General features: G+C 55.0%; 31 protein-coding genes. 25 read left to right on the top strand and 6 right to left on the bottom strand.

Going from position 1 to position 24,436, the window contains the following annotated elements:
- Nucleotides 1–32: 32 nt before the first annotated feature.
- The 12 genes from B9Z46_RS14305 to B9Z46_RS14250 all read left to right on the top strand — a co-directional run bounded on the left by B9Z46_RS14305 (nucleotide 33) and on the right by B9Z46_RS14250 (nucleotide 10,337).
- Nucleotides 33–245: a helix-turn-helix domain-containing protein gene (locus B9Z46_RS14305; RefSeq protein WP_108257266.1), complete on the top strand. Its 213-nt coding sequence runs from the start codon at nucleotides 33–35 to the stop codon at nucleotides 243–245.
- Nucleotides 242–721 (top strand): hypothetical protein, encoded by a 480-nt coding sequence (locus B9Z46_RS14300; protein WP_108257265.1) that lies wholly within the window; start codon nucleotides 242–244, stop codon nucleotides 719–721. The genes B9Z46_RS14305 and B9Z46_RS14300 overlap by 4 nt, the downstream gene beginning before the upstream one ends.
- A 5-nt stretch (nucleotides 722–726) precedes the next feature.
- Nucleotides 727–1,044 (top strand): hypothetical protein, encoded by a 318-nt coding sequence (locus tag B9Z46_RS14295; protein WP_108257264.1) that lies wholly within the window; start codon nucleotides 727–729, stop codon nucleotides 1,042–1,044.
- Complete coding sequence (locus B9Z46_RS14290) at nucleotides 1,041–1,934, top strand: ATP-binding protein (RefSeq protein ID WP_108257263.1); 894 nt, start codon at nucleotides 1,041–1,043, stop codon at nucleotides 1,932–1,934. The genes B9Z46_RS14295 and B9Z46_RS14290 overlap by 4 nt, the downstream gene beginning before the upstream one ends.
- A gap of 2 nt (nucleotides 1,935–1,936) precedes the next feature.
- The gene (locus B9Z46_RS14285) at nucleotides 1,937–2,533 is read left to right on the top strand and encodes a hypothetical protein (protein ID WP_108257262.1); all 597 of its coding nucleotides are present in this window, start codon (nucleotides 1,937–1,939) and stop codon (nucleotides 2,531–2,533) included.
- A 12-nt stretch (nucleotides 2,534–2,545) separates the two neighbouring features.
- Entirely contained in the window at nucleotides 2,546–4,234 is a 1,689-nt protein-coding gene (locus B9Z46_RS14280; RefSeq protein WP_108257261.1) for a DEAD/DEAH box helicase, read from the top strand.
- The gene (locus B9Z46_RS14275; RefSeq protein WP_108257260.1) at nucleotides 4,231–4,650 is read left to right on the top strand and encodes a DUF6511 domain-containing protein; all 420 of its coding nucleotides are present in this window, start codon (nucleotides 4,231–4,233) and stop codon (nucleotides 4,648–4,650) included. The genes B9Z46_RS14280 and B9Z46_RS14275 overlap by 4 nt, the downstream gene beginning before the upstream one ends.
- A complete protein-coding gene (locus B9Z46_RS14270; protein ID WP_108257284.1) occupies nucleotides 4,650–5,405 on the top strand; it encodes a PD-(D/E)XK nuclease family protein in 756 nt (251 codons plus the stop codon). The genes B9Z46_RS14275 and B9Z46_RS14270 overlap by 1 nt, the downstream gene beginning before the upstream one ends.
- Nucleotides 5,375–7,594, top strand: coding sequence for an AAA family ATPase (locus B9Z46_RS14265; RefSeq protein ID WP_199220619.1), 2,220 nt, complete (start codon nucleotides 5,375–5,377; stop codon nucleotides 7,592–7,594). The genes B9Z46_RS14270 and B9Z46_RS14265 overlap by 31 nt, the downstream gene beginning before the upstream one ends.
- 437 nt (nucleotides 7,595–8,031) lie before the next feature.
- Nucleotides 8,032–8,505 carry a crossover junction endodeoxyribonuclease RuvC gene (locus B9Z46_RS14260; RefSeq protein WP_108257283.1) on the top strand — a complete coding sequence of 158 codons (474 nt, stop codon included), beginning with the start codon at nucleotides 8,032–8,034 and terminating at the stop codon, nucleotides 8,503–8,505.
- A 1-nt stretch (nucleotide 8,506) separates the two neighbouring features.
- Nucleotides 8,507–8,899: a DUF6362 family protein gene (locus B9Z46_RS14255; protein ID WP_108257258.1), complete on the top strand. Its 393-nt coding sequence runs from the start codon at nucleotides 8,507–8,509 to the stop codon at nucleotides 8,897–8,899.
- 196 nt (nucleotides 8,900–9,095) lie between these two features.
- The gene (locus tag B9Z46_RS14250) at nucleotides 9,096–10,337 is read left to right on the top strand and encodes a site-specific DNA-methyltransferase (protein WP_108257257.1); all 1,242 of its coding nucleotides are present in this window, start codon (nucleotides 9,096–9,098) and stop codon (nucleotides 10,335–10,337) included.
- Between the two features lie 60 nt (nucleotides 10,338–10,397).
- Here B9Z46_RS14250 and B9Z46_RS14245 read toward each other — a convergent pair whose 3' ends face one another.
- Together B9Z46_RS14245 and B9Z46_RS14240 are read right to left on the bottom strand one after the other, a co-directional pair.
- Complete coding sequence (locus tag B9Z46_RS14245; protein ID WP_108257256.1) at nucleotides 10,398–10,838, bottom strand: DUF3489 domain-containing protein; 441 nt, start codon at nucleotides 10,836–10,838, stop codon at nucleotides 10,398–10,400.
- Nucleotides 10,835–11,041 carry a hypothetical protein gene (locus B9Z46_RS14240; protein WP_108257255.1) on the bottom strand — a complete coding sequence of 69 codons (207 nt, stop codon included), beginning with the start codon at nucleotides 11,039–11,041 and terminating at the stop codon, nucleotides 10,835–10,837. Before B9Z46_RS14240 ends, B9Z46_RS14245 begins: the two co-directional genes overlap by 4 nt.
- 105 nt (nucleotides 11,042–11,146) lie before the next feature.
- Here B9Z46_RS14240 and B9Z46_RS15310 point away from each other — a divergent pair, with 105 nt between their 5' ends.
- From B9Z46_RS15310 to B9Z46_RS14210, 5 genes are all read left to right on the top strand, one after another.
- Nucleotides 11,147–11,521 (top strand): HNH endonuclease, encoded by a 375-nt coding sequence (locus B9Z46_RS15310; protein ID WP_108257254.1) that lies wholly within the window; start codon nucleotides 11,147–11,149, stop codon nucleotides 11,519–11,521.
- A gap of 95 nt (nucleotides 11,522–11,616) precedes the next feature.
- Complete coding sequence (locus B9Z46_RS14230; RefSeq protein ID WP_108257253.1) at nucleotides 11,617–11,814, top strand: hypothetical protein; 198 nt, start codon at nucleotides 11,617–11,619, stop codon at nucleotides 11,812–11,814.
- A complete protein-coding gene (locus B9Z46_RS14225) occupies nucleotides 11,801–12,268 on the top strand; it encodes a phage terminase small subunit P27 family (RefSeq protein WP_108257252.1) in 468 nt (155 codons plus the stop codon). Before B9Z46_RS14230 ends, B9Z46_RS14225 begins: the two co-directional genes overlap by 14 nt.
- Before the next feature lie 1,042 nt (nucleotides 12,269–13,310).
- Nucleotides 13,311–13,691, top strand: a complete 381-nt coding sequence (locus B9Z46_RS14215; RefSeq protein ID WP_108257250.1) for a hypothetical protein — start codon at nucleotides 13,311–13,313, stop codon at nucleotides 13,689–13,691.
- A gap of 228 nt (nucleotides 13,692–13,919) precedes the next feature.
- Nucleotides 13,920–14,207, top strand: a complete 288-nt coding sequence (locus B9Z46_RS14210; RefSeq protein ID WP_146179270.1) for a helix-turn-helix transcriptional regulator — start codon at nucleotides 13,920–13,922, stop codon at nucleotides 14,205–14,207.
- Nucleotides 14,208–14,262: 55 nt separating this feature from the next.
- Here the strand turns inward: B9Z46_RS14210 and B9Z46_RS14205 are convergent, their stop codons facing one another.
- The gene (locus B9Z46_RS14205) at nucleotides 14,263–14,700 is read right to left on the bottom strand and encodes a universal stress protein (protein ID WP_108257248.1); all 438 of its coding nucleotides are present in this window, start codon (nucleotides 14,698–14,700) and stop codon (nucleotides 14,263–14,265) included.
- A gap of 691 nt (nucleotides 14,701–15,391) precedes the next feature.
- The gene (locus tag B9Z46_RS14195; protein ID WP_108257246.1) at nucleotides 15,392–15,940 is read right to left on the bottom strand and encodes a phasin family protein; all 549 of its coding nucleotides are present in this window, start codon (nucleotides 15,938–15,940) and stop codon (nucleotides 15,392–15,394) included.
- A gap of 227 nt (nucleotides 15,941–16,167) precedes the next feature.
- Between B9Z46_RS14195 and B9Z46_RS14190 the strand changes: the two genes are divergently transcribed.
- Genes B9Z46_RS14190 through B9Z46_RS14180 form a run of 3 tightly spaced genes read left to right on the top strand, consistent with a single transcriptional unit; the run spans nucleotide 16,168 to nucleotide 20,238 of the window.
- Nucleotides 16,168–17,829 (top strand): terminase large subunit, encoded by a 1,662-nt coding sequence (locus tag B9Z46_RS14190; protein WP_233246028.1) that lies wholly within the window; start codon nucleotides 16,168–16,170, stop codon nucleotides 17,827–17,829.
- 4 nt (nucleotides 17,830–17,833) lie between these two features.
- Nucleotides 17,834–19,315, top strand: a complete 1,482-nt coding sequence (locus B9Z46_RS14185) for a phage portal protein (protein ID WP_108257244.1) — start codon at nucleotides 17,834–17,836, stop codon at nucleotides 19,313–19,315.
- On the top strand, nucleotides 19,312–20,238 hold the full coding sequence (locus tag B9Z46_RS14180) for a S49 family peptidase (protein ID WP_108257243.1): 927 nt from the start codon (nucleotides 19,312–19,314) through the stop codon (nucleotides 20,236–20,238). The genes B9Z46_RS14185 and B9Z46_RS14180 overlap by 4 nt, the downstream gene beginning before the upstream one ends.
- A 192-nt stretch (nucleotides 20,239–20,430) precedes the next feature.
- Here the strand turns inward: B9Z46_RS14180 and B9Z46_RS14175 are convergent, their stop codons facing one another.
- Nucleotides 20,431–20,700, bottom strand: a complete 270-nt coding sequence (locus tag B9Z46_RS14175; RefSeq protein ID WP_108257242.1) for a Txe/YoeB family addiction module toxin — start codon at nucleotides 20,698–20,700, stop codon at nucleotides 20,431–20,433.
- A complete protein-coding gene (locus B9Z46_RS14170; RefSeq protein ID WP_108257282.1) occupies nucleotides 20,693–20,974 on the bottom strand; it encodes a type II toxin-antitoxin system Phd/YefM family antitoxin in 282 nt (93 codons plus the stop codon). Before B9Z46_RS14170 ends, B9Z46_RS14175 begins: the two co-directional genes overlap by 8 nt.
- A 195-nt stretch (nucleotides 20,975–21,169) precedes the next feature.
- On the opposite strand from B9Z46_RS14170, the gene B9Z46_RS14165 reads away from it, so the two are divergent.
- Genes B9Z46_RS14165 through B9Z46_RS14145 form a run of 5 tightly spaced genes read left to right on the top strand, consistent with a single transcriptional unit; the run spans nucleotide 21,170 to nucleotide 24,435 of the window.
- Nucleotides 21,170–22,486: a phage major capsid protein gene (locus B9Z46_RS14165; RefSeq protein WP_108257241.1), complete on the top strand. Its 1,317-nt coding sequence runs from the start codon at nucleotides 21,170–21,172 to the stop codon at nucleotides 22,484–22,486.
- A gap of 29 nt (nucleotides 22,487–22,515) precedes the next feature.
- Nucleotides 22,516–22,962: a hypothetical protein gene (locus tag B9Z46_RS14160; RefSeq protein WP_108257240.1), complete on the top strand. Its 447-nt coding sequence runs from the start codon at nucleotides 22,516–22,518 to the stop codon at nucleotides 22,960–22,962.
- Between the two features lie 27 nt (nucleotides 22,963–22,989).
- Nucleotides 22,990–23,607, top strand: a complete 618-nt coding sequence (locus B9Z46_RS14155; RefSeq protein ID WP_233246027.1) for a head-tail connector protein — start codon at nucleotides 22,990–22,992, stop codon at nucleotides 23,605–23,607.
- The gene (locus B9Z46_RS14150) at nucleotides 23,604–23,954 is read left to right on the top strand and encodes a phage head closure protein (protein ID WP_108257238.1); all 351 of its coding nucleotides are present in this window, start codon (nucleotides 23,604–23,606) and stop codon (nucleotides 23,952–23,954) included. The genes B9Z46_RS14155 and B9Z46_RS14150 overlap by 4 nt, the downstream gene beginning before the upstream one ends.
- Nucleotides 23,947–24,435, top strand: a complete 489-nt coding sequence (locus B9Z46_RS14145; RefSeq protein WP_158268445.1) for an HK97-gp10 family putative phage morphogenesis protein — start codon at nucleotides 23,947–23,949, stop codon at nucleotides 24,433–24,435. Before B9Z46_RS14150 ends, B9Z46_RS14145 begins: the two co-directional genes overlap by 8 nt.
- Nucleotide 24,436: the final 1 nt, after the last annotated feature.

The raw sequence follows: 24,436 nt of genomic DNA, 5'->3' as shown, positions 1-24,436 counted from the left end.
ACGTTTTCGCAATCACTTGAAAGGAGAAAAACGTGAGTGTTAAACACCTCAATCAACGGCAATTGGCTGACCGTTGGGACCTAAGCGAGGCCACACTGGAGCGCTGGCGCTCTGAGGGCATCGGTCCCGTATTCCTCAAACTGCAAGGCCAGGTCCGCTACCGGATCGAAGACATCGAAGCCTTCGAAGTCGACAGCCTGCGCAAGAGCACTTCCGAGCGTGAAGTCAGCGGAGGTGCTGCATGAGCACCGATGTGAATTTCACCCCCGAGCAGGTGCTGGCCACACCGGCTGGAACGCTGGCGCAGCAACCCGCCGAACTGCTCTTCATCATCAAGAACGCCGCTGCTGATCTGCTGGCTTCTGGCAAAGCCCTGAGCGATCACATCGATCAGGCCATCGACTTCAAGTGGGGCGAGCGTGCTCGCAACCTGCGCCACGACGCTGGCAAAGACACCGGGGTCGTTCACTTCGACGACGGCAACGTGCGTGTCACGGCCGACCTTCCCAAGAAGGTCGATTGGGACCAAGCCCGTCTGGCCGAAATCACCCGCCGTATCACGGACAGCGGTGATGACGCAAAGCAGTACGTCGAGATCAGCTACCGGGTGAGCGAGACCAAGTTCAACGCCTGGCCCGAAACCCTCAAGTCCGCCTTCGAGGCTGCCCGCACCGTCAAGTCCGGCAAGCCCTCGTACCGCCTCGCCCTCATGAAGGAGTAATCGCCATGTTCTTCAAAAAGAAAACCCCTGTCCAGAAACTGCGTGAACGTCCCGAATGGTACGTCCGCGAACTGCCCGACACCATCTGCGTTCCTGCACTTGACGGACATCGTCCTGAAGAAGTGACCGTTGCGCTGGAGGACGCCACGCTGGACGACCTGGCCTTTGCCATCGTTGGCATTGAAGCCCAGGTGGCACTAGCCCGTCGTGGTCTTAGTGGCCTGCGTGAACTCTATGAGCAAGCCCGCAAACGCGGAGGCAGCGGCGCCAATACGGTGTCCGAAGTGTTCTTCACCGACGAATTTGCGGAGGTGGCCAAATGAACCTGCCCATCATCACCGCTGACCAGCGCCTGGCTGAGCGACGAGGCGTCAAAGGCGTCCTGGTCGGGAAGTCTGGCATTGGCAAGACCTCCCAGCTCTGGACGCTGCCCCCGGCATCCACGCTGTTCTTCGATCTTGAGGCCGGTGACCTGGCTGTCGAGGGCTATGCAGGCGACACCATCCGTCCCCGCACATGGCAGGAGTGCCGCGACTTCGCCGTCTTCATCGGTGGGCCGAACCCGGCCCTGCGAGATGACCAGCCCTACAGCGAGGCTCATTTCCAGGCCGTGTGCCAGCGCTTTGGTGATCCAGCCGCGCTGGACAAGTACGAGACGGTGTTCGTTGACTCGATCACCGTGGCCGGCCGACTTTGCCTGCAATGGAGCAAGGGCCAGCCACAGGCCTATTCCGAGAAAACCGGCAAGCCCGACAGCCGTGGCGCCTACGGCCTGATGGGCCAGGAAATGATCGGCTGGCTCACCCATCTGCAGCACACCCGGCGCAAGAACGTTTGGTTTGTCGGGATCCTCAACGAGGCCTTGGACGATTTCAACCGCCGTGTTTTCACGCTGCAGATTGATGGCTCCAAGACCAGCCTGGAGTTGCCCGGCATCGTCGATGAGGTCATCACGTTGGCCGAAGTCAAAGCCGACGACGGCAGCAGCTACCGCGCTTTCGTGTGTCACACGCTCAACCAGTGGGGCTACCCCGCCAAGGACCGCAGCGGTCGCCTCGATGCCATTGAGGAGCCGGACCTCGGCCGGCTCATGCGAAAGATCGCCGGCCCCGCGCGTCCGGCCAGCGAGCGCCTGGACTTTGCCCGTCCACAGGCCAGCGTCGCTGAACCCGCTTCCAACACCACCCCCGCAATTACCTCTCAGGAGTCCTGATCATGACTTTCTTCGATTTCAACTCTGCCGCCGAGCAATCCAGCTACGACCTCATCCCCAAAGGCACGGTGGTGCGCGTTCGCATGACTATCAAGCCGGGTGGCTATGACGACCCGTCCCAGGGCTGGACCGGCGGCTATGCCACCCGCAGCATGACCACCGGTTCTGTTTACCTGAACTGCGAGTTCGTAGTGCTCGAGGGGCCGTTCGCCCGTCGCAAGATGTGGTCCCTCATTGGGCTGTACAGCGCCAAGGGTGCCGAGTGGACCAACATGGGGCGGACCTTCATCAAGGCCATCCTGAACTCCGCTCGCGGCATCAACCCCAGCGACAGCAGCCCGTCCGCTCAAAACGCCCGTCGCATCAGCGGTTTCTCCGACCTGGAGGGTATTGAGTTCGTCGGCAAGGTCGACTGGGAGAAGGACCAGAACGGCCAGGACAAGTGCGTCATCAAGTCTGCCGTCACACCTGACCACAAAGAGTACTCGGCGCACATGAACGGCGCAGCGCCTGCGGCACCCAGTGCGCCGGCTGCCAACGCCTATGCGCAGGCCACCGGACGCGCACCGGTGCCGGGTCGTCCCAGCTGGGCTCAGTAAGGGGGAGATGCCATGATTCTTCGCCCCCGCCAAGCCTTGCTTGTGCAGAGGACCCTTGCGGCCCTCGGCGAGCATGGCAATACCCTGGCCGTTGCGCCCACCGGGTCGGGCAAGACCGTGATGCTGTCGGCCGTGGCCGGCAGCCTCCTGGCTGAGCGCGATGCCAAGGCCTGCATCCTGGCCCACCGTACCGAACTGACCGGTCAGAACCGGTCCAAGTTCGAGCGCGTGAATCCTGGTCTAAAGACCTCGGTTTACGACGCCAACGAAAAGTCCTGGGATGGCAACGCCACCTTCGCAATGGTGCAAACGCTCTCGCGCAAGGCCAATCTGGAGCAGATGCCAACACTGGACCTGTTGGTCATTGATGAGGCGCATCACGCTGTCTCGCCCAGCTATCGCGAGGTCATCGACCAGGTGCTGGTCAAGAACCCGAAGGCTGCCATCTGTGGCCTGACCGCCACCCCGAACCGGGGTGATGGAAAGGGGCTGCGTGAGGTGTTCAGTAACCTGTCCGACCAGATCACCCTGGGCGAGATGATCGCCAGCGGTCATCTGGTACCGCCCAGGACCTACGTCATTGATGTCGGCACACAGGAAGCCCTGCGCAAGGTGCGGCGCACCGCCATCGACTTCGACATGAACGAGGTCGCGTCCATCCTCAACAAGACCCTGATCACGGAGTCCGTGATCACCAATTGGAAGGCCAAGGCGCGCGACCGCAAGACCATCGTGTTCTGCTCAACCGTTGAGCACGCCACGGATGTCTGCACGGCATTCAATCAAGCGGGCATCAATGCCGTCCTGATTCATGGTGAGTTGTCTGATGTCGAGCGCAAGGATCGGTTGGCTGCCTATGAAAACGGCAACGCCCAGGTGGTGGTCAATGTTGCAGTCCTGACCGAGGGTTACGACTACACGCCTACATCCTGCGTGGTCCTGTTGCGCCCGAGTTCCTACAAGTCCACCTTCATCCAGATGGTGGGCCGGGGTCTTCGCACGGTTGATCCGCAGGAGTTCCCGGGTCTGGTCAAGACCGACTGCATCGTGCTGGACTTCGGCACGGCCAGCCTCATGCACGGCGCACTGGAGCAAGAGGTCAATCTTGAAGGGCATGACCACGATGGGGAGGCACCCACCAAGGATTGCCCGGAGTGCGGTGCCATCGTGCCTTTGGCAGTGATGGAGTGTCCGTTCTGTGACCACGTATGGGAGCGCTCGGAGACCCCGGATGCTGGTGTGCTCGACAAGTTCGTGATGAGCGAGATCGACTTGCTTAGCCGCTCGAACTTTCGCTGGTGCGACCTCTTCGGCGCAGATGACGCGCTCATGGCCACGGGTTTCAATGCCTGGGGCGGGATCTTCTTCCTCAACGGTCGTTGGCATGCCATCGGTGGCGGCAAGGGAATCAACACCTGTCTGCTGGCGGTGGGTGAGCGCACGGTATGCATGGCCAAGGCCGACGACTGGCTGAACGACCACGAATCCGAGGACTCGGCGCACAAGACCCGTCGCTGGCTCAACGAATCGCCCACACCAAAGCAGCTCCAGTATCTGCCGCCAGAGTTGAGGGCTGACTTTGGTCTGACCCGCTACCAGGCCTCGGCGCTGCTGTCCTTCCGGTTCAACCGCAACGCCATCGTTCGTCTGGTCAATGCGGCCAACGATGCCCACGCCCACCAGGTTCTGGAGGCTGCGTGAAATGTGCCGTCTGTCACCGCAAAGCCAAAGGGTTCGGCTGGTTCAACCCTCGTGTGCCCCATTCGGATCCTTCTCGCCACAACGACAAGTGGGTGTTCTGCTCGCGTCGCTGTCAGGAGGCCTTCTCCAAGCTCATGAACAAAACGGAGGGGCAGATGATCGACCCCAGTGACATGGAGATCGCCGCCATGCAGTCCTGCCTGGCCCCGCTGGGTGAGTACGTGGGCTCCATTGGCATGCAACGGCCACTGGCCGACTACAGCCGGCAGGAGGTTCTCACACTCATCGATGTGGTCGTGTCCGCTTATCAGGACCGCATGCTCGAAGAGCATGAACGCATGGCTGCCAAGGACCGTGCGTTCCTTGAGCAGCGTATTGCCACGCAGGCTGCAGGCCGGCAGCAAGGACGGGTGTGATGCTGGACTTCAATCACCGTCCCAAATTTCATGAACAGGTCGGCTCGCTCATTGATGACGCGCTGGCGCTGGAGCGCGACGCGCAAACGCGGCGTGACTATCTGGGCGCTTCACGCCTGGGAGTCGCCTGCGAGCGTGCGCTCCAGTTCGAGTACACCCGCACGCCTGTGGATCCAGGCCGGGAGTTCTCTGGTCGATTGCTGCGGGTATTCGAGGTGGGCCACCAACTGGAAGACCTTGCCATCCGTTGGCTGCGCCTGATTGGCTTTGACCTGTACACCCGCAAAGCTCAGGGTGGTCAGTTCGGATTTTCCGTGGCGCGCGGCCGCATCAAGGGACACGTCGACGGCATCCTGAACAGCGGACCGGCGTCACTGGGTATGGGCTATCCCGCGCTGTGGGAATGCAAGACCATGAACGACAAGTCCTGGCGCGACACGGTCAAGAACGGTGTGGCCAAGTCCAAGCCCGTCTATGCCGCGCAGATGGCGATCTATCAGGCCTACATGGAGGCCAGCATTCCGGGGATCTCGCAGAACCCTGCGCTCTTCACAGCCATCAACAAGGACAGCCAGGAAATCTGGTTCGAGTTGGTCCCCTTCGATGGTGGCCTCGCTCAGCGCATGTCCGATCGGGCGGTGCGTGTCATCACGGCCACCGATGCGGGGGAAGTTCTTCCCCGATTCTCGACCACGCCAACCCACCAGAAGTGCCGCTTCTGTTCATGGCAGGAACGCTGCTGGGGTGGGTCTTGATGCATGAGTCCAGCTACTTCGACTTCAACGATGCAGCGGATCGCGTACCCGGGACGACAGAAGATGTCGAAGGATTGCGCCATGCGCTGATCGATCGGCTCGAGTCCGTCCTGCTGTTCCTATTCCCTCAAGGGCGGATCCGGGGTGGGAAGTTCTATGTGGGTGACATTGACGGTTCACCCGGCAAGAGCCTCGTGGTTGAGATGGAGGGCCCGCGACGCGGGCTTTGGTTCGACTTCGCCACCGATATGGGTGGCGATGTGTTCGATGCCTGGGGCCTGTCGCGCAACCTGTCCGTCAAGACAGATTTCACCCGGATCCTTGAAGAGGTTCGCCAGTGGTGTGGCGTGGCGCCACCCATTGGCAAATCCATCAAGCGTGAAGTCCGGCAGCAGCCGGTCGATGAACTTGGCCCCTACACCGCCACCTGGGACTACAAACAAGCCGACGGCACGCTGATCGCCCGGGTCTACCGCTATGACCCAGAGCCTGGCCGCAAGGAGTTCAGGCCCTGGGATGTGCGCGCCCGGATGTGGCGTGCCCCTGACCCGCGCCCGCTTTACAACCAGCCAGCGATGGCGTCAGCCAGGCAGGTGGTGCTGGTAGAGGGGGAGAAGTGCGCCCAGGCTTTGATTGAGCTTGGGGTGGTGGCCACCACCGCCATGAACGGTGCGCGCGCGCCCATCGACAAGACGGATTGGTCGCCCCTGAGAGGCAAGGATGTGGTGATCTGGCCTGACCGGGATCTACCCGGCTGGGATTACGCGGAAAGTGCAGCCAAGGCCTGCGTCGCGGCGGGCAGTCGCTCGGTCGCCATCGTTGTGCCGCCCGAATCAAAACCCGAGAAGTGGGATGCTGCCGATGCGGTCGCCGAAGGCTTTGACTGCAAGGCCTTCATCTCAGCTGGCGAGCGCATCACGGTCAAGGCCAGCACCTCGGCTCTGCCCATCTACACCATGGGCGAGATCATGGATGACGACACCCCTGTGCCACCTGATCTCGTCTCCAACCGGATCGTCATGCACGGTTGCGTCACCGTGTTCGGCGGTGCGCCCAAGGTCGGGAAAAGCGACTTCCTGCTGGCGTGGCTTGCCCACATGGCCGCTGGCGTGGCGTTTTTGGACATGGTACCTGCGCGACCGCTCAAGGTCGTCTACATCCAGGCCGAGGTTCGCTACCCGTACCTCAAGGAGCGCATGCACAACATCGTCCTGCCCAAGGAGGCCTTGGCGCTTGCCCGTCGCAATCTGATGGTCACGCCCCAGCTGCAACTGGTGCTCAACGACGAGGGGTTGGAGCAACTGATCCAGTCCATCAGCGCCCATTTTGCTGGCGAGCCTCCAGACATCATTGCCATCGATCCGATTCGAAACGTGTTTGACGGCGGCGGTGTTGGTGGTGAGAACGACAACGACGCGATGATGTTTTTCCTCACGCGTCGCGTGGCCAAGCTGCACCTCGCGGTCAATCCGGATGCTGGCGTGATCTTGGTCCACCACACCAAGAAGATCACCAAGCGGCAGTTCGAGGAAGACCCATTCCAGGCTTTTGCGGGTGCGAGCAGCCTACGCAGCTATTACTCGTCCAGCCTCATGCTGCATCGGCCGGATGAGTCGACCACGGTGCGCCAGTTGATCTTTGAGTTGCGTAACGGCCCGGGATTGCCTATCCGCTATGTCGACAAGATCGACAACCAGTGGGAGATCGTCAATGCCAGCGAACGCTTGGTTCTCAAGGAGTACGGACAGCGTCTCGATGCCGAGCGTCTGCGCAAACTTGATGTGATCCTGCAGATCCTGCTCGATGAAGGGTTCAAGGGCAACTGTTACACCGCCAATCAGTTCGCTGAGGCCTTCGAAGGCAAGGCTGGCCTGGGCGGCGAGCGCACCATCCGCGAGCGACTGTCAGCCCTGGCCACCCAGGGCTACATCAAGTATTTCCGTAACGCACAGGACTTTGGGCTGCCCTCCATCGGGCGCTCCAAGTTTGGCTACCTGTGTGTCGAGGGCATGGTGGTCAACCTGCCCCAGGGCGAACCGGATTCGGACACCGGAGAGGTGCCCACGGTGTCGCTGCGCGTCCTCCCCACCCACTACAAGTGCCCGCTTTCCGGGGCAGCGATGCCTGTCGAGAACCCGGAAGTGTGGGTCTATCCCGAAAACAGCAATGACCCACAGGAGTCCGAATGAACATGATTTGCCAAGATAGAGACATCACGCACGGCGCATTGGTACGCGCTCGCATCGGTACGCAGGAGCGCGCACACGCTGTCATGTGCCGCGCCTTGGAAAACGCCCGCATTGACCCGCGTTTGTGCGATGCCACACACACCGGCACGCAGGAGCAAGTTGGCAAAAAAGGGGCTGGAAGTTGGCAAAGTTTTGCCAACTGGATTCAGTTGGCAGACCGTTGCCAACTTAATTCCTTTTCATATCAACCACTTACGAGTTTTCTGGTTCAGTTGGCAGTTGGCAGTTGGCAAAAGTTGCCAACTGAGCCAAGTCCTTGTTTTTATTCACTTTCTGCCACTTCCGAAGTTGGCGAAATCTCCCCCTCCTACTACGTAGGAGAGGGGGCTGATGCCCTCTCTCCGTTACGTAGGGAGGATGCCCACGCGCTCGACCCGATGCCTGCATCGCGAACCGTGGTCATGGCAATCGATATGGGGACCACGACTGGATGGGCCATGCGAACGCTGGACGCGCAAGTCGTCCATGGCTTTGTGAGCTTTAAGCCAAGCCGGTACGAGGGTGGAGGCATGCGCTACCTGCGTTTCAAGCGCTGGCTCAGCGATATGCGCCAACTGGCCAATGCAATCCACTGCGTTTATTTCGAGGAAGTTCGCCGCCATGCCGGCGTGGATGCGGCCCATGTCTACGGCGGACTGCTGGCCACGCTCACGGCTTGGTGCGAGCACCACAACATCCCTTACCAAGGGGTGCCCGTGGGAACGATCAAGAAACACGCCACCGGCAAGGGCAATGCAGGCAAGACAGAGGTGATGGACGCAATGCGGGAACTGGGGCATCCGGTAACTGACGACAACGAAGCAGATGCATTGGCGCTGCTGCACTGGGCTTTGGACACACAGGAGGGATGACATGGTTGCAGCAACACTTCAATGGACGACGGATGACGTGGCCAACTGGCTCATCGAGGCCTCGCGCACAGCACATCGCTTGCCACCGGTCAGAGTGCAGGGCCACTTCAACTGCTGGCCAACCATCGTGCGAACAGAGTACGAGCGCATGGCCAGTAACGACCCGCCGGTCTATCGCTTCCCTCCAACCCCGGTTGAGGTGGAGCGCATGCTCGTCGTCATGCAGTGGGTACAGTGTTTGGATGTGGAACAACGCAAGTTGGTGTGGATGCGTGCTGAACGCTGGCGCTGGTACGACATCGGCAAACGCTTCGGTGTGGCTCCACGCACGGCACAGCGACATTGGGAGGTCGCAATTCAGACCATCACTGAACATATTTCGCGTGGAGGTTGATAGGCGTTGCGTGGCACAGCGAAACTGCTCCAAGGGATGCGAACAGATGCGAAAGAAACGCGAATTTAGAGGTGTCGCGTTTTGACCGTATTCAGGTTAAATTCTGTCTACGGTCGCGAGAGATGCGTCTCCGAAAAAATAATTTCACAAACCCGCCCGGTGGCAACGCCCGGCGGGTTTTTCATTTCTGGTCCCCATGAATCCCATCCACATCGAATACCGACAGGTCGACGAACTGATCCCATATGCCCGCAATGCCAAACAGCATTCGCAAGCGCAGGTGGCTCAGATCGCGGCCAGCATCCGGGAGTTCGGATGGGGCGCTCCGATCCTGATCGATGGCAAAAATAACGTCATTGCAGGCCATGGTCGGCTCATGGCTGCCCGCCAGCTCGGTCTGCCTGAGGTGCCAGTGGTTCCGCTTGAGCATCTATCTGACACTCAGCGTCGCGCACTGATCCTGGCCGACAACAAGATTGGCGAGAACGCCTCTTGGGAAGACGAACTGCTGGGTATCGAATTGGCAGACCTCAAAGACGCAGGTTTCGAACTGGGTCTTACCGGCTTCTCGCAAGAGGAGTGGGAAGCCCTGATCGCTGGTGAGGAAGCCACGAAGGATGGACTCACCGATGAGGATGCTGTACCTGAGGGCAGCGACACACCCATCTCCAAGAATGGTGACATCTGGATCCTGGGTGAGCACAAGTTGCTGTGTGGCGACGCGACCAAGGCGGATGATTTCAAGGCCCTATTGGGGGAGGAACTGGTGGACATGACCTTCACCGATCCGCCCTACAACGTGAACTACGCAAACACGGCCAAAGACAAGTTGCGTGGCAAGAACCGCCCTATCATGAACGACAACTTGGGCGAAGGCTTCGGTAGCTTCCTGTTGGACGCATGCATGAACATCCTGTCCCACACCAAGGGTGCCGTCTACATCGCTATGAGTTCCTCGGAACTGGACACTCTCCAGTCGGCCTTCCGTGCCGCTGGCGGTCGTTGGTCCACGTTCATCATCTGGGCCAAGAACACGTTCACGCTCGGACGTGCGGACTACCAACGCCAGTACGAACCCATCCTGTACGGCTGGCGTGATGGATCAGACCACTTCTGGTGTGGTGCCCGTGATCAGGGTGACGTTTGGAACGTCAAGAAGCCACAGAAGAACGATCTGCACCCGACGATGAAGCCAGTGGAACTGGTCGAACGTGCGGTGCGAAATAGCAGCAAGACCCGCGACCTCGTCCTGGATCCATTTGGTGGTTCAGGCTCGACATTGATTGCCTGTGAGAAGTCCGGTCGTCGAGCCCGTCTCATTGAGCTTGACCCCAAGTACGTTGACGTCATCGTCAAACGCTGGGAGGAGTTCACCGGAAAAAAGGGTGTTCTCTCTAACCGGAAGTTGGATACGCCCGTGGAGCCTGAAGCTGCATAGCAAAAAAGGTTATGTTTTGCAGCCAGAAAACTCAGAACAATCCCACGGTTTTCATTTCGTTCAAACGATGCGGTACTTACGTTCTTGGCCATCGATCTTCTCTGACACGATGTTCAATCCCAGCTTCTTTTTCAAAGCACCAGCCATGGCGCCTCGCACTGTGTGTTGTTGCCAACCGGTCGCTTGAACAAGCTCTGCGAGGCTTGCCCCTTCGGGTCGCTTGAGCAATTCGATCATGGTTGCTTGCTTAGTGCCATGGCGTTGCTTTGTCGGCGATGCGGAGCTTTCTCCAATCGCGACAAGTCCTGAGCGGGTGATCACAAATTGAGTGGTCCCCTCAGTTGTTTTGCTGTGTGGGGAGATCAGCTCTGCGTTGCCAAGTGCTGTAAGCACTTTGATTAGAGCACCGCCCTTGAGGTTGGCTGGAAAGTCTGTCAATAGTTTCTGCGGATGTTTTGCCGCCGCTTGGAGCAAGTGGCGCTGGCTATCTGTCAGTTTCATTTTTTACCTCTCGACGTTGTTGATGTGTTTTGTGCTGCTAAAGCACCTGCGGCGTAGGCGGCTTCAAGCGCGCTCTTGATTGACCAAACCGCTACGTCGTGAAAGTCGTCTCGGTCACGGTTTTGTGTTTCAAGCGTTTCAATGTGGAGATGCTCTTTGGCAATCCGCTCAAAGAGCGCGTTGAGTTGATTCGATTGATTCATCTATTTCTCCTGTTCGTGTTGCGATGTAAAGCATTGACGCTCTAAATCGAGAAGAAGCCAAGCTAATTCCGCGATATGTCGCTTATTTCTTGAAAGCCGATTGATATGCCAAGAAGTGCGCCAACTCCTTGCAGATATCCGGGATGTATGGCTGTTTTGACTAACCCCGGCTACTGCGACAGCCACCGTGCTTTGGTCCATCGTGATTACGGGCGTATGCGGCGTAGTTTTGACAATGAGGTTGGGTTCTATCAATCAAGCACTTGGCGGCGTTTGCGTGCCAATTTCCTGCGGTTGCACCCCCTTTGCAAGGCGTGTGCTGACCAAGGCCAATCAATTGCTGCCGGAGTTGTGGATCACATTACCCCCATCAAGGAAGGTGGCGCTCGTTTAGATAAAAGCAACCTGCAGTCTCTCTGTGTCTCTTGTCACAACCGTAAGACGGCCAGAGAGACTGCAGGCAAGCGCGCAGGGGGGTAGGGGGTCTAAATCTCTAGGAACGGCAGCCAAAGATGCGCTCGCCAGCTCAAATTTTTGCGCGTGCAAATTGAAAACATTTTTTTGGATGCTGGAAAGTGACGTCGTCCTTAATTCAACAGGCTTATTTTGATGAACTTGAACAAATTCAAAAGATTGATTCGATGGACCTAAAGCCAGCCGACGCGAAAGACATGTGCCCAGCACTCGCAGAGGCTTTGGAAGGTATGTCGCTTGAAGAGCTTAAGCGTCTGTCAATTTCACAAAATGATTTAGAACCCTATGGCCGGACGTAAACCATTACCTGTTGCAGTGAAAAAGATTAAGGGGACTTTGCAAAAGTGCAGAGTCAATCCGAACGAACCACGTCCAATTGGCAAGCTTGGAGATCCACCTGAGTACATGTCGGACATTGCCAAAGAGGCATGGACATACGCAGTTGAAAACGCTCCCTCTGGTTTGCTTTCATCACTTGACGCTTCTGTTTTAGAGCGTTGGGCCAATTGCGCCGGTTTGTATCGAGAGGCGTTGGCAAAGATCAATCGCTCAGGTGTGGCGGGAATGATCATCAAAACGCCCAGTGGAATTTTGCGGCGTTCTCCATTAATGGATGTCATTCGTGATTTGGCTCTCGAGATGAAGGGCTACGAGGCAGAGATGGGCTTTACACCTGCTTCGCGTTCTAAGGTTAGTGTTTCACAAAGTCAAACTGAAAATAGTTCAGACCCATGGGCCGATATTGTGAGTTAAGAAGGATTTGTGGCCAGTATTGCATCAGTCCATTACTGGCAATCTTGACGAGACATCAGTGCCTCAGCACCATTTTTATTGATTTGAGCAATAGGGTGAGCGCCTAGGCGAGGTGCAGGGCACTCACCATTGCGCTACCCATGTTGGCAAAGTATGCGTTGGCTTTACTAGTGGTATGCAGATATTTGGTCCGGCGATTTTCATCAACATGAACCTGATCAACCAAACCAGCCTTAAGTAGGTCATTTAACTTGCGATGTATTGTTGCTGGTGATGCTATTGCATTTAGTGACATTGCATCTGTAACGGTCAATGCAGCACCATTGCTGTGGGCTACAGCAATTGACTCGAGTAAGCGCAGAGCTAAAGAGTCAACACTAGTCAAATTACTGCTGACAGCATGACTGAGATTTAAAAAGCGTAGGTAGAGCAATTTGCTACTGCTGGTTGCTGGTTGCTGGTTGCTGGTTGCTGGTTGCTGGTTGCTGGTTGCTGGTTGCTGGTTGCTGGTTGCTGGTTGCCTGCGTAATACTTTTTAATCAAATGGGTCTCCTCGCCTTAATGTAGGTTCAAGGGGAAGCAATGATACAGACCTGCGCTGCAACAAGAAAATAATCTGACCCATATCACCGAGCTATTTGGGTTGACTTGTCAGAAAAGAAGTTCTAGCATCAAGATGCGTCCTCGAGAAATCTTGGCTCGCATTACCCGAATGAGCGACATCCATGCCGCTCGCGTGGGGAGGTCTAAATTCTCATCTCCGTCCACGCACCCGACAGCTGGACTCCCGTGCCTGCTGTCAAGCCCGACAAGGTTTAGTACCTGTCGGGCTTTTTGCTTGCCGACCAACAAAGAAACAGACACCGGCAAATAATTGCCGAAATATGACTGGCATGGCTTATGCGTGTTTTTAGCTGATTGACCGATTTCCTGACATTCAATTTTTATTGAACCATCAAACTAGGTCCTGTGAAACGGTCAATCCCCTACAACCCAGCCAGAAAGGCTTGCATGAAATAGTCAGCACCTGAAGGAGTCGTCTATGGAAACCGCCAACATGATGCGGGTGAATGCCCGCTCGGGAAGCTACGCTGGACACGGCGGAGCGTCCCACGACAAGCAACAACAACATCGCCAAAAAGTGCTTGCTCTTTTTGAGGCGATCAATAGCGGAAACTTAGATGCTGCAAGGCATGCCTTTCAGGCGCTGGTCAACTTTGATGCTTCCACCCTGGCTGATGCTCAGTTTGTGCGATTGTCAAAATTTTTACAGGCTGGAAGCATCTACCTAGCTCAGCAACTGGTCAAGGAAATCAAGAGCAATTTTGCAAATACGGCTTCCCAGTCCGCAGCGCAGAAGAAAAAGTCCCAAGCTCCGGCCTTGCGCCTGGACGGACTGCATGTGGTGGACCTACGTGCGTGAATCGGTTTGCGTCACTTTGACCCGAACTTTTTAAATCTAGGGAAAACACCATCCCAAAGTGCTGGCCGCTTGACAAAATGAAGCCCTGGCGCGGCGGGAGCAAAGCAGGTTCACTTAGCAATCTGTTTATCGGTGGTTCAACTCCATCACGCGTCGCCAAAGATTTGGAATACGGCGTTCAGGAATGACTTGTTTTGAAATCAATTGCTGTTATAAAGACCTATGGTCATGATCAGCAAGACAAAGCAATTTCTAACTCCCGAGATTGAGCAGAAAATCAATCAGCTTTGCGCATGGATTGAAGTGAATTGCGCAAACCCAATTGGTTTTGAGGAATTGACCAAACAAAGTGGCTTTGATGTTAATGAGTTGATGACGCTATTTGGTATCTACAAAAAGACATCTCCGATGGGCTTCGTCAGGTTTTGCAGAGAAATGGCGAAAAAGAAAACACAAGCGCCTACTCAGGATCTTTTTTCTCGCAGCCTCTTAAAAAAGCCTGATAACTTGAGCTGACATCCCATAAGCATCGCGCTTTTTTGGGAGGCGCTTGATCTTGCGAGTTGGCGGGCTACTTCAGAATAACCACCAGAACACTGCAGGGTGAGTGTTCGATCAATGCTTTTGAAATAGACCCACGCCACCATCTCTCGATCCAACTGTCTCGGTGCTTGTGACCAAGAATGATCAACTCAGCTGAAATTTCTTGTGCGTAGTGAACGATTTGATCCACTGGGTCACCCCTACGCAGTTGACCTGATGCCTTTATGCCGATTTGACTGAGTTGGGCAACACCATCATTGAGCACATTTAAAAACCGGTCATGCTCTGCCTTGTTCTGTTCGTCGTTGTAATAAGCGGTTTCGGGACCAAGTGCGACTAGGTCATAGGGCACGACTGCTAACAAGTGAACCTGAGCCTGATGCCATTGAGAGAGATCTTTGCAATTGAGCAAAGCCTCTTGGCTAGCTTGAGACCCATCGTATGCAAGGACAATGTTGTTGTACATGAGCGTCTCCCAGAAACATCTTTCGCATGTCAGGCCCAGTTGCTTCGCAGTCTTTGAGTGCGCGCCATAGCTAACATGAGCCTGAGGGAAACGACCCCGGTTGTGACCATGAGGATGAGTAACCCGGCCCTACCCACTGGATACCCAGTAAAGTCCATTTTGAAAAGTGCAAATGTCAAAGAACCAAACATTGCTGATAAATACGCAACTAGGCTTGCACGTAATGTTTTTTGCGCGAAACTCATAATCCCCTCTGCCACTAGTTTTAAGCCGAAGGGTAATTACTTACAAGAGGTTCAGAGGTGGTGAGAAACCCTAGGATTGTTAATACTTTGATATAGGTCAAATCAAGCAGGTCTGCCTACTTGGTGCTATCGAGCAGGGATTGCAGGTGACTGCACCAGTGCCCGCATGAATCGTCTGGCTTGACGCTTGGGTAATGATCCATGCGCTCCTGAACGCGTTCGTTAGGTGGCTGCGAGAAATAGGCATGTCCGCATCTGAAGAGCGTCTGGGAGCTTTCAGAATGCATAACAAAACCGCAATTCGAACAAACTTGCGATCTGTCTGATGAATTTTTATTGTTAGACATATCAAGTCGTGTTGCGCGTCTATGAACAAACGCCAACTAGCAGTATCTTGATTTGTGAGCGAATGGCACCTAGCAGTGCCATTCGTGTTCGCAGTCGAATTAAGCGCGGGCTTTACGACGCACAGGAGCCTTGGCAGCTGCTTTGGGAGCGTGCTCTTTCAGCTTGGCAAGGCCTTCTTGGGCGAGGTCGGCGGCTTTCTTAGCATTCTTACGAGCTTCGGCCAATGCTTTGTTGCCAGCCTCAACAGCTGCTTTAACGGCGCTGACGGCAGCTTCAGAACCTGCAGGAGCGTTTTTCAGATTCTCTGCAAGTGCTTTGTTGACTGTGCTGTGTGCGTGGTCGAAATGACCTTCGACGAATGCTGCTGACTCGTGTTGGAACTCTTGAGTGAGCTCTAGTGCGGTCGCAGCATAGCCAGCCATATTCTTTGCCGATTGCTCAAGGATGGACTTTGCCAATTCCAAGGCATGGGCAGGATCTTTGATTTCCAAAACAGCGTCGAGTTGCTCTTTGGCGACTTCGGCGTTGAATTTGGCTTGCTCAAAGCTCAGTTGAGATAAGCGCTCCACTTGGGAGAAAGAGAGATTAGCCAGTTCAAACGCAGCATTCAAAGAGGCTTCGACTTGGGGCTTGAGAGTGTTTTGCATGAAAGTTCCTAAAAAAAATTTTGAATGTGTCAATGGTAGGGAAGATTTGTGAAAAAACCATGAAATTAGCGTGACTTTAGAGCTGACGCTCTATCCCTAAGTTCATAACCAAACCTTGTTGGTGGGATAGGTCAACACAGGATCATTAAAGCTAGCGAACTCGGGCAAATATGCAATCTAGGCAATCTTCATATTGTGAAATTTCCAGGGCATATGCACAAAAGGTCGTGGATGGAGAAATTCTGGCGTGCAAATGGGTGAAGGCAGCCTGCCAAAGGCAGCTCAATGATCTGAAGAAGTACAAGGGTAAGTCCAGTCCTTACCGGTTCAATCCCAAGCTCACAAGCAAGAGCGGCAAGACCTACTACCCAGCGGACAACCTATGCGCGTTCATTGAACGGCTGCCTCACGTCAAAGGTCCGCTGGCAGGAGAACCCATCACGCTGGAGCCCTGGCAGGTATTCATTCTCACAACGGTGTTCGGATGGGTCAAGGCTGATGGGACGAGAAGGTTTCGTCGTTCGTATATCGAGGTTCCACGGGGAAACGCTAAATCAACTTTGTCCTCCGCTGTAGGGCTTTACATGCTGGCGGCTGATGGCGAAGGTGGTGCAGAGGTTTACTCACTGGCCACCACACGTGATCAAGCACGTATCGTTTTTGGCGACGCACAAACCATGGCGCGTCGTAGTCCGGGATTTCGTAATCGGTTCTCGGTGAATGTCGGTGCGCACAACATGAACGTGATGGCCTCGGGCTCGAAGTTTGAAGCCCTGTCTGCTGAGGGCTCCACGCTGGATGGTCTGAACATTCACTTCGGTTGCGTGGACGAGTTGCACGCGCACAAAACCCGCACGGTTTATGACGTAGTTGAAACCGGTACCGGTAAACGGGATAACTCCCTGCTATGGGTCATCACCACGGCTGGTAGTAACCGGGCAGGCATCTGCTACGAGGTTCGCTCGTTTGTGACCAAGCTACTAGATGAGGTGTTCGAGGATGACACCCAATTCGGGATCATCTACGGACTAGATGACGGAGATGACTGGACGACTGAAGAGTCACTCATCAAGGCTAATCCCAACTGGGGCATTTCGGTTCGCTCGGAGGTGCTTGGGCCGTTGCAGGCCAAGGCTATGCAGTTGCCAAGTGCGGTGAACAACTTCAAGACCAAGCATCTCAACGAGTGGGTCAATGCTGACACCGCTTGGATGGATATGCGGGCTTGGGATGCTTGCGCTGAGCAGGGCATGTTCATTGAGCAGTTTGAAGGTCAGCCTTGCTGGATTGGTCTTGACCTGGCTAGTAAGACAGACATCGCAGCCCTGTTGATCGTGTTTAGGCATCCTGAAATCACCGATGCATTTGTGACCTTTGGTAAGTACTACCTACCAGAAGACACGGTCAATGCTGCGGTAAATAGCCAGTACTCCGGTTGGATGCACTCTGGGCGATTGATCGTTACTCCCGGCAACGTGATTGATTTTGGGTGGATAGAGGCGGACTTATTGGACATGGCCACGCGCTATGAAATTCAAGCAGTGGCATTCGATCCATTTCAAGCCACGCAGTTATCCACAAGGATGCTGTCGGAAGGGTTGCCAATGATTGAGGTTCGACCAACGGTCTTGAACTTCAGCGAACCCATGAAGACCTTGGAAGCCCTGGTCTTGCAAAAGAAGCTCGTTCACGATGGCGACCCTGTTCTTGGCTGGATGGCCAGCAACGTAGTTGCCCACTTGGACGTCAAAGACAACATCTATCCACGCAAGGAGCGAGCAGAAAACAAGATAGACGGAATCGTGGCGCTGATCATGGCGCTCTCGCGCGCCATAAAACCGGGTGAATCGGTGGTGCTTGGTTCCGACTATGAGTTGATGGTGCTCTGAAGCAATGGGAATCTTCAATCTATTAGATCGGTTCAAAGCATCGACCAGTGACCGTTCCCCGTGGGGTGACTTCTTCTTCGAGCCCGTGTCGGTGCGCAGCTCTTCGGGTGTGCGTGTCTCACCCGATGGGGCACTCCGATTAGCCGCTGTCTACGCTTGTGTGCGCATCTTGTCCGAGACGATGGCCTCCCTTCCTGTGGTGGTCTATCGCCAGCGCAAGGATGGTGGCAAGGATCGGGTGACCGATCACTGGCTCTATGGTTTGTTGGCCCGTAAACCCAATCGGTTTCAAAACCCGTTTGAATGGCGCGAGATGCTGCAAGGTCATCTGGCGCTTAGGGGCAATGCGTTTTGTCAGATTATCTCCAACCCCAAGGGGGAGATCACGGAGTTGATGCCCATCCATCCCGACCGTGTGCGCATGGAAGTGATGGACAGCGGAGACTTCCGGTACCGAGTGCGAATGCAAAACGGTGACGAGATGGTCTTTCCTCGTGGACAGATCTGGCACTTGAGGGGGTTGTCGTCGGACGGCTTATTGGGAATGAGCCCTATTGAGCTAGCAAGGGAGAGCTTGGGCATGGCACTAGCTGCCCAAGACTACGGAGCACGTTTCTTTACCAACGATGCCAAACCTACGGGTGGCTGGATTGAGTTTCCGGGCAACTTCAAGGATGCTGAGGCTAAGCGCGTATTTCGGGATTCGTATCAATCCGCACAAGCGGGCTCCAACAGGGGCAAAGTGCTGGTGCTTGAGAACGGTATGAAGTTCCACGAAGTGGGAGTTACGAACAAAGACGCTCAGTTTTTGGAGTTGCGCAAGTTTCAGATCACTGACATTGCTCGGATGTTTCGTGTGCCACCGCACATGATTGCGGATTTGGAGCGTGCGACGTTTTCCAACATCGAACAGCAAAGCCTTGAATTCGTCATGCACACCATGACCCCTTGGGCTGAACGATGGGAGGCTTCCATTGAGGCGGATCTATTGCCAGACGGTGATGCGCTTGAGATTGAGTTTGACTTTGCCAACCTCATGCGAGGTGACGCATCCAGTCGCTCAGCCTATTACCAAAGCGGCATCCAAAACGGATGGCTCACACGCAACGAAGCTCGTATCGCTGAAAACCTCAATCCCTTGCAGGGACTCGATCAACCGCTTCGTCCGCTGAACATGGTGGAAGAAGAGGATGCACAAGAGGCAGAACAAGAGAGCGAACCAAGTGACTCTAACCCCGATGACACCGCCTCATCTGTTGATCAAGAGATGAGCCTGCGCTTTCGGATGTTGGTGGAGTCAAACGCCCATCGACTCGCTCGTCGCATTGCCAAAAAGGGGGCGATTGGTCAGAACGAAATCGGATTAATCGCACAGGCTTTTGGTGTTAACGCTTCACACGTTGAGGCGTGGGCAACACAACAAGCTCTACCGCTACAAGAAGTCGCGCTGTCGGCTTCACTTATTCAACTTGGAATGAACCAATGAACAAACAACTCCTTCTCTCTGAATTCTTGACTACGCCTTGGGCGTTGATGCCTGAGCGTTTGCAAGCCATGTCAGGCATCCTGACACGCTGGTCTGCAGGTGAACCGCCAAGCGATGAGACGATGTTTCAGGTAAACACGGATCGCGTGCTTCGTGACACCCGTAAACAAATGGCAGCAGCCACTACAGGCACTGGCATTGCGGTGCTGCCACTGTATGGGGTGGTCACGCAGCGTGGCAACATGGTTGACGATATCTCTGGACCTGGTAGCACCAGTACCCAACAATTCACAGCAATCCTGCGACAGATGTTGGCAGACGATACGGTTGGTCAGATCTTGATTGACATCGATAGTCCCGGTGGCAGTGTCTACGGTGTGAGTGAGCTTGCAAGTGAGATTGTCAAAGCACGCGCCCAAAAACCTGTCATTGCTGTTGCCAACAGTCTGGCCGCCTCTGCTGCCTACTGGATTGGATGCTCTGCCAGTGAGTTCTATGTCACCCCTGGTGGTGAGGTTGGCTCCATTGGTGTGTGGCAAGCGCATTTTGATTATTCAAAGGCGCTGGAAGAAGATGGCGTCAAGCCCACACTCATCTCTGCTGGCAAGTTCAAGGTTGAGGGCAATCCTTATGTACCGCTGGATGAACAAGCACAGGCGTTCATGCAGTCTCGTGTAGATGATTACTACAACGCCTTCGTGGAAGCTGTTGCCATTGGGCGAGATGTGTCAATCAACGACGTACGCAACGGTATGGGAGAGGGGCGAGTGCTTGGCGCAGATGCAGCGCAGGCACTGAACATGGTTGATGGCATCGCCACATTTGATGATGTGTTGGCCAAGATGCAGGCCAAAGTCCGTTCAAGCAGGCCGGCTAGTCAGTCACGCTTGAAGCAAGCTCGTGATGAGCTTGCGTTGATCTGATTAGGTTGTTTGCCATCAACTTTAGATCGTGAATTGAGTTGCACATCAAGCAAAACGGATTCTTCATGCTCAATGCGGATCACCTCTGCTTGAATACCAGGGCGTTGCATCAGTGTCTGAACTAGTTGGTCATGCGTCTTCATGCTTGTTATCCTTCTATCGCAGGCTTGTTAATCATTTGCGATGAAGTATTCAGTAGTGGTAACGACCTTGCAAGAACTCAACGCGATCTACTTTGACAAGGTAGACGCAGCGATGCTCTTGTGTGATGCGACGTGACCAGACATCTGCTCCGAGATATTTCAGTGGCTCCGGTTTACCAATTCCGTCGAATGGATCTTTCAAAACGGCACGAACCAACTCAAGCAGTCTTTTGGCTGTTCGCCGGTCTGTTTCAACCCAGTGTTGAAGGTCTTCTAAAAATTCAGTGTGGCACACTGCGACCCGATCACTCTCACGCATCGAATCCCACTCGTTTTTGTAGATCGGCCAACGAAGTCGGTTTCACAGATTCAGTTCGTGCGCGAGTCAATGCAGTGAGCAGACGCTCAGCATTTTTCGTTGAGCGCATCAAGTGAGCTGTTTCCACTAGGCTTTCAAGCTCATCGGCTGCAATCATAGCTACATCGCCACCTGCGCGACGACGCACCACGATCACTTCGCGGTCATCAACAGCACGGTCCATCAGCGTTTTGAGCTGCTCTCGTGCCTGGCTGTAGGTTGTTTCTATGGTCATGGTGGCAATCCAAATTATGTACAGAAACATTGTACAGGTTTGTTTTGGGCTGATCAAGCGCCCATAAGACTGTTTTTTGACCTATGGCCTCCGTAGAGGCCTTGAGTCAACTTCCTGCGACCCGTTGGTCGTCATCCCTGTCGCCGCCTTGAGTCATTTCGACCAGGCGGTTTTTTCATTTCTGGAGTAAAACCAATGAGTAAACACTTGCGCGAGCTTCAAGCTCGCAAAGCATCCTTGGTCAAGGACGCACGTGCCCTGACCGATATCGCTGCTGCTGAGCAGCGCGACATGAACGAGGAAGAGGTCAGTGCTTTTGAAGCCCTGAAGGCCAAGATCGAAGCAACTTCGAGTGCTATCGATCGCGAAGCTGCCTTGATTGCCGAAGAGGCGCAGTTGGCTCATGCAGCCCAACTGCCCACAGCTTCGGTGATCACGGTTGTGGATAACGCAGCCTCTGACCCCAAACACGGCTTCAAAAGCGTTGGCGAGTTTCTCAAGACTGTCTGCCAAGCCCAAAAGCATGGCAGCTCTCTTGATGAACGACTGCTGATTGGCTCAACCCGTGGTGCTGCTGTGCCAACGAACTTCGGTAGCGAAGGCTCTGCCCAAGATGGTGGCTTCTTGGTGCCACCTCAGTTCGCGCAAGAGATCTTCCAGTTGTCGTTGGGTGAGGACTCGCTCCTGCCTTTGACCGACAACGTGGAGATCACGGGCAACACCATGGCCTTTCCCAAAGACGAAACCACGCCATGGGGTAGCAACGGTATTCGTGCCTACTGGCAAGGTGAAGCCACCCCTGCGGTGAACACCAAACCAGTGCTTGGCTTGTCTACCTTGCGCCTCAAAAAGCTCATGGCCTTGGTGCCAGTGACAGATGAGTTGCTGGATGACACCAATGCGCTGTCGAGCTACCTGCCCGACAAAATCGCCACATCCATTCGCTGGAAGACCAATGAGTCCATCCTCTTTGGTTCTGGCACTGGCGTTCCTGTCGGCTGTATGAGCAACGCCACCACCGTGACCGTTGCCAAGGAAACTGGCCAAGCTACACAAACGCTCCTGGCTCAGAACTTGGCCAAGATGATTTCTCGCTTGCCTCCAGCATCCTTTGCTAAGGCAGTGTGGATCGTCAACAACGATGTGTTGCCTGCGCTCTTTACGCTCACCTTGGGCAACTACCCGATCTACTTGCCCATGGGCTTGAACGTCGGCGGCATCCAAGTCTCTCCCTACGGCACCTTGCTGGGTCGTCCGGTGTTTGTATCGCAACACGCGAACAGCTTTTCCGGCGCAGGTGACGTGCTGTTGGCCGACTTGTCTTACTACCAAACCATCACCAAGGCGGGTGGTTTGCAAACTGCAACGTCCATGCATCTGTACTTTGATGCCGACCTCACGGCATTTCGTACGACTTTCCGCATGGACGGCCAGTCCAAGATCGCGGCACCTATCTCGCCTGCCAAGGGCAGCTCGACGATGTCGCCCTTTGTTCAATTGGGCGCACGTTGAATGTCGCCATTACCTGAAGGAGCAACTTAATGTTTCCCAATGCAAAAGGCAGCGAACTGATTTCAGTTCTGGCCACCATCGACCCCGCCAGCCAAGCGGCGGGCACAGTCACCACCGGCTGGATTTCAGCTGGCAACCACCACAACCTGCTGGCTTTGATTCAAAGCGGTGTCATGGGCACGGGTGCCACGCTGGACGCGAAGATCCAGCAAGCTACCGACGCCTCAGGCACCGGTGCCAAGGACGTAGCTGGTAAAGCCATAACCCAGATCGTTAAGGCCACGGGTGACAGCAAGCAGGCCTTGATCAACTTGCGTCCGGACGAGCTAGATGTGAACAACGGGTTCAGTTATGTCCGTCTCTCTGTAACTGTGGCTGTTGCAGCCAGTCTGACTTCTGCACAGTTGCTTGGGTTTAATCCTCGATTCGCACCGGGTGACGCAAGCAATCAGGCTGCAGTGGCTCAGGTAATCTGAGTTTGAGGGGAGACCAAGGGCATGCCCATGCAATTGATCACCCCTCCCGCAGGGGAGCCAGTTTCTCTTGAAGAGGCCAAGCTCCACCTGCGGGTGGATTTCGATGACGACGATGGGTTGATACAGGCTTTGATATCTGCTGCTAGACAAGCTGCAGAGACCATCACGAACAGGCAGTTCATCACTGGACGTTGGAAATTGGTCATGGATAGCTTTCCCGGACCGAGCCTCATGGGGGTTCCGGCGGGGCAACCTTTCACATTGCCTGGGCATGCCATCCTGATTCAAAAGTCACCCGTCCTGAACGTGGTGTCTATCAACTACCTCGACATGGCTGGAGTTATGCAGACCATGCCAACTAGCAACTACACGGTCGATACAGCCTGTGAGCCTGCCCGGATCACCCCAGTATTTGGCCAAATATGGCCCGTTCCCTTGCCGCAAATTGGAGCGGTAACGGTCACCTTTGATGTTGGCTATGGGAATGCTGCTGCAGTTCCAGAGGGCATCAAGAGTTGGATCAAGCTCAGAGTTGGTAGCTTGTATGCGCACCGAGAAGAAGTTGCCGCACTCTCTCGTGGCCGAATTGAATCTTTGCCATTTGTTGACGGGTTACTCGACCCATTCAAGGTCTCATTCATATGAATCCCATCAGCGCAGGCATGCTCACGCGACGCATCAAGGTGCAACGTCCGAGCACCATCAAAGACAGCCTAGGCGCTCCTTGTCGGACTTGGCTGGATGTGGCGATGGTGTGGGCGGACATTCAACCCCTCTCAGGCAAAGAGGCTGTGATTGCCAACCGAATCTCTGCTGAATTGACGCATCAGATCACGGTTCGATACCAGCCTGTATTTGACAACCCACAGCAAGTGGCACAGATGCGCGTGCTTTATAAGTCACGCATCTTCAACATTCACTCAGCTTTGAATGAAGACGAAAAGCGAGCTCAACTCATCTTGCTGGTGTCCGAAGGACTTGACGATGGCTAAACATGAAATCGTCAAGATCGAAGGCTTGGCGGAGTTAGCCAAGGCTCTCAGGGAGTTGCCTGATCGGGTGGCTAAGAATGGACTTCGCGTCTCCGTCTATGCAGGTGCAAAGGTCATTCGAGATGAAGCGAGGATGCGTGCACCAAAGGCTGCCGAGTCGCTGGGCCCAAACCAACCTCCGCCTGGCACGTTGAAGCGTTCGGTGATCATGAAGCACATTCCAGAGCTTTCAAGCCTCACTCGGCAAACCTTTTTCGTGACTGTGCGTCACGGCAAGAAGTACCGCAAGCAAGGCAAAAAAGGGAACCTCTCGCAAGACGCCTGGTACTGGCGCTTCATTGAGTTTGGCACTCGCAAGATGCGAGCACGGCCATTTCTGAGGCCTGCACTCGAAGCAAAGCGGCGTGAAGCAGTTCAAGCGATGAAAGTTCGGCTGAGCGATCGCATCGAACTAGAAGCCAAAGCGCTGAACAGGAAATAGC

Origin of the sequence: Limnohabitans sp. Hippo4 (assembly GCF_003063605.1) — a bacterium.
Lineage (GTDB): Bacteria > Pseudomonadota > Gammaproteobacteria > Burkholderiales > Burkholderiaceae_C > Limnohabitans_A.
This window is presented reverse-complemented; position numbering and strand designations above follow the sequence as displayed.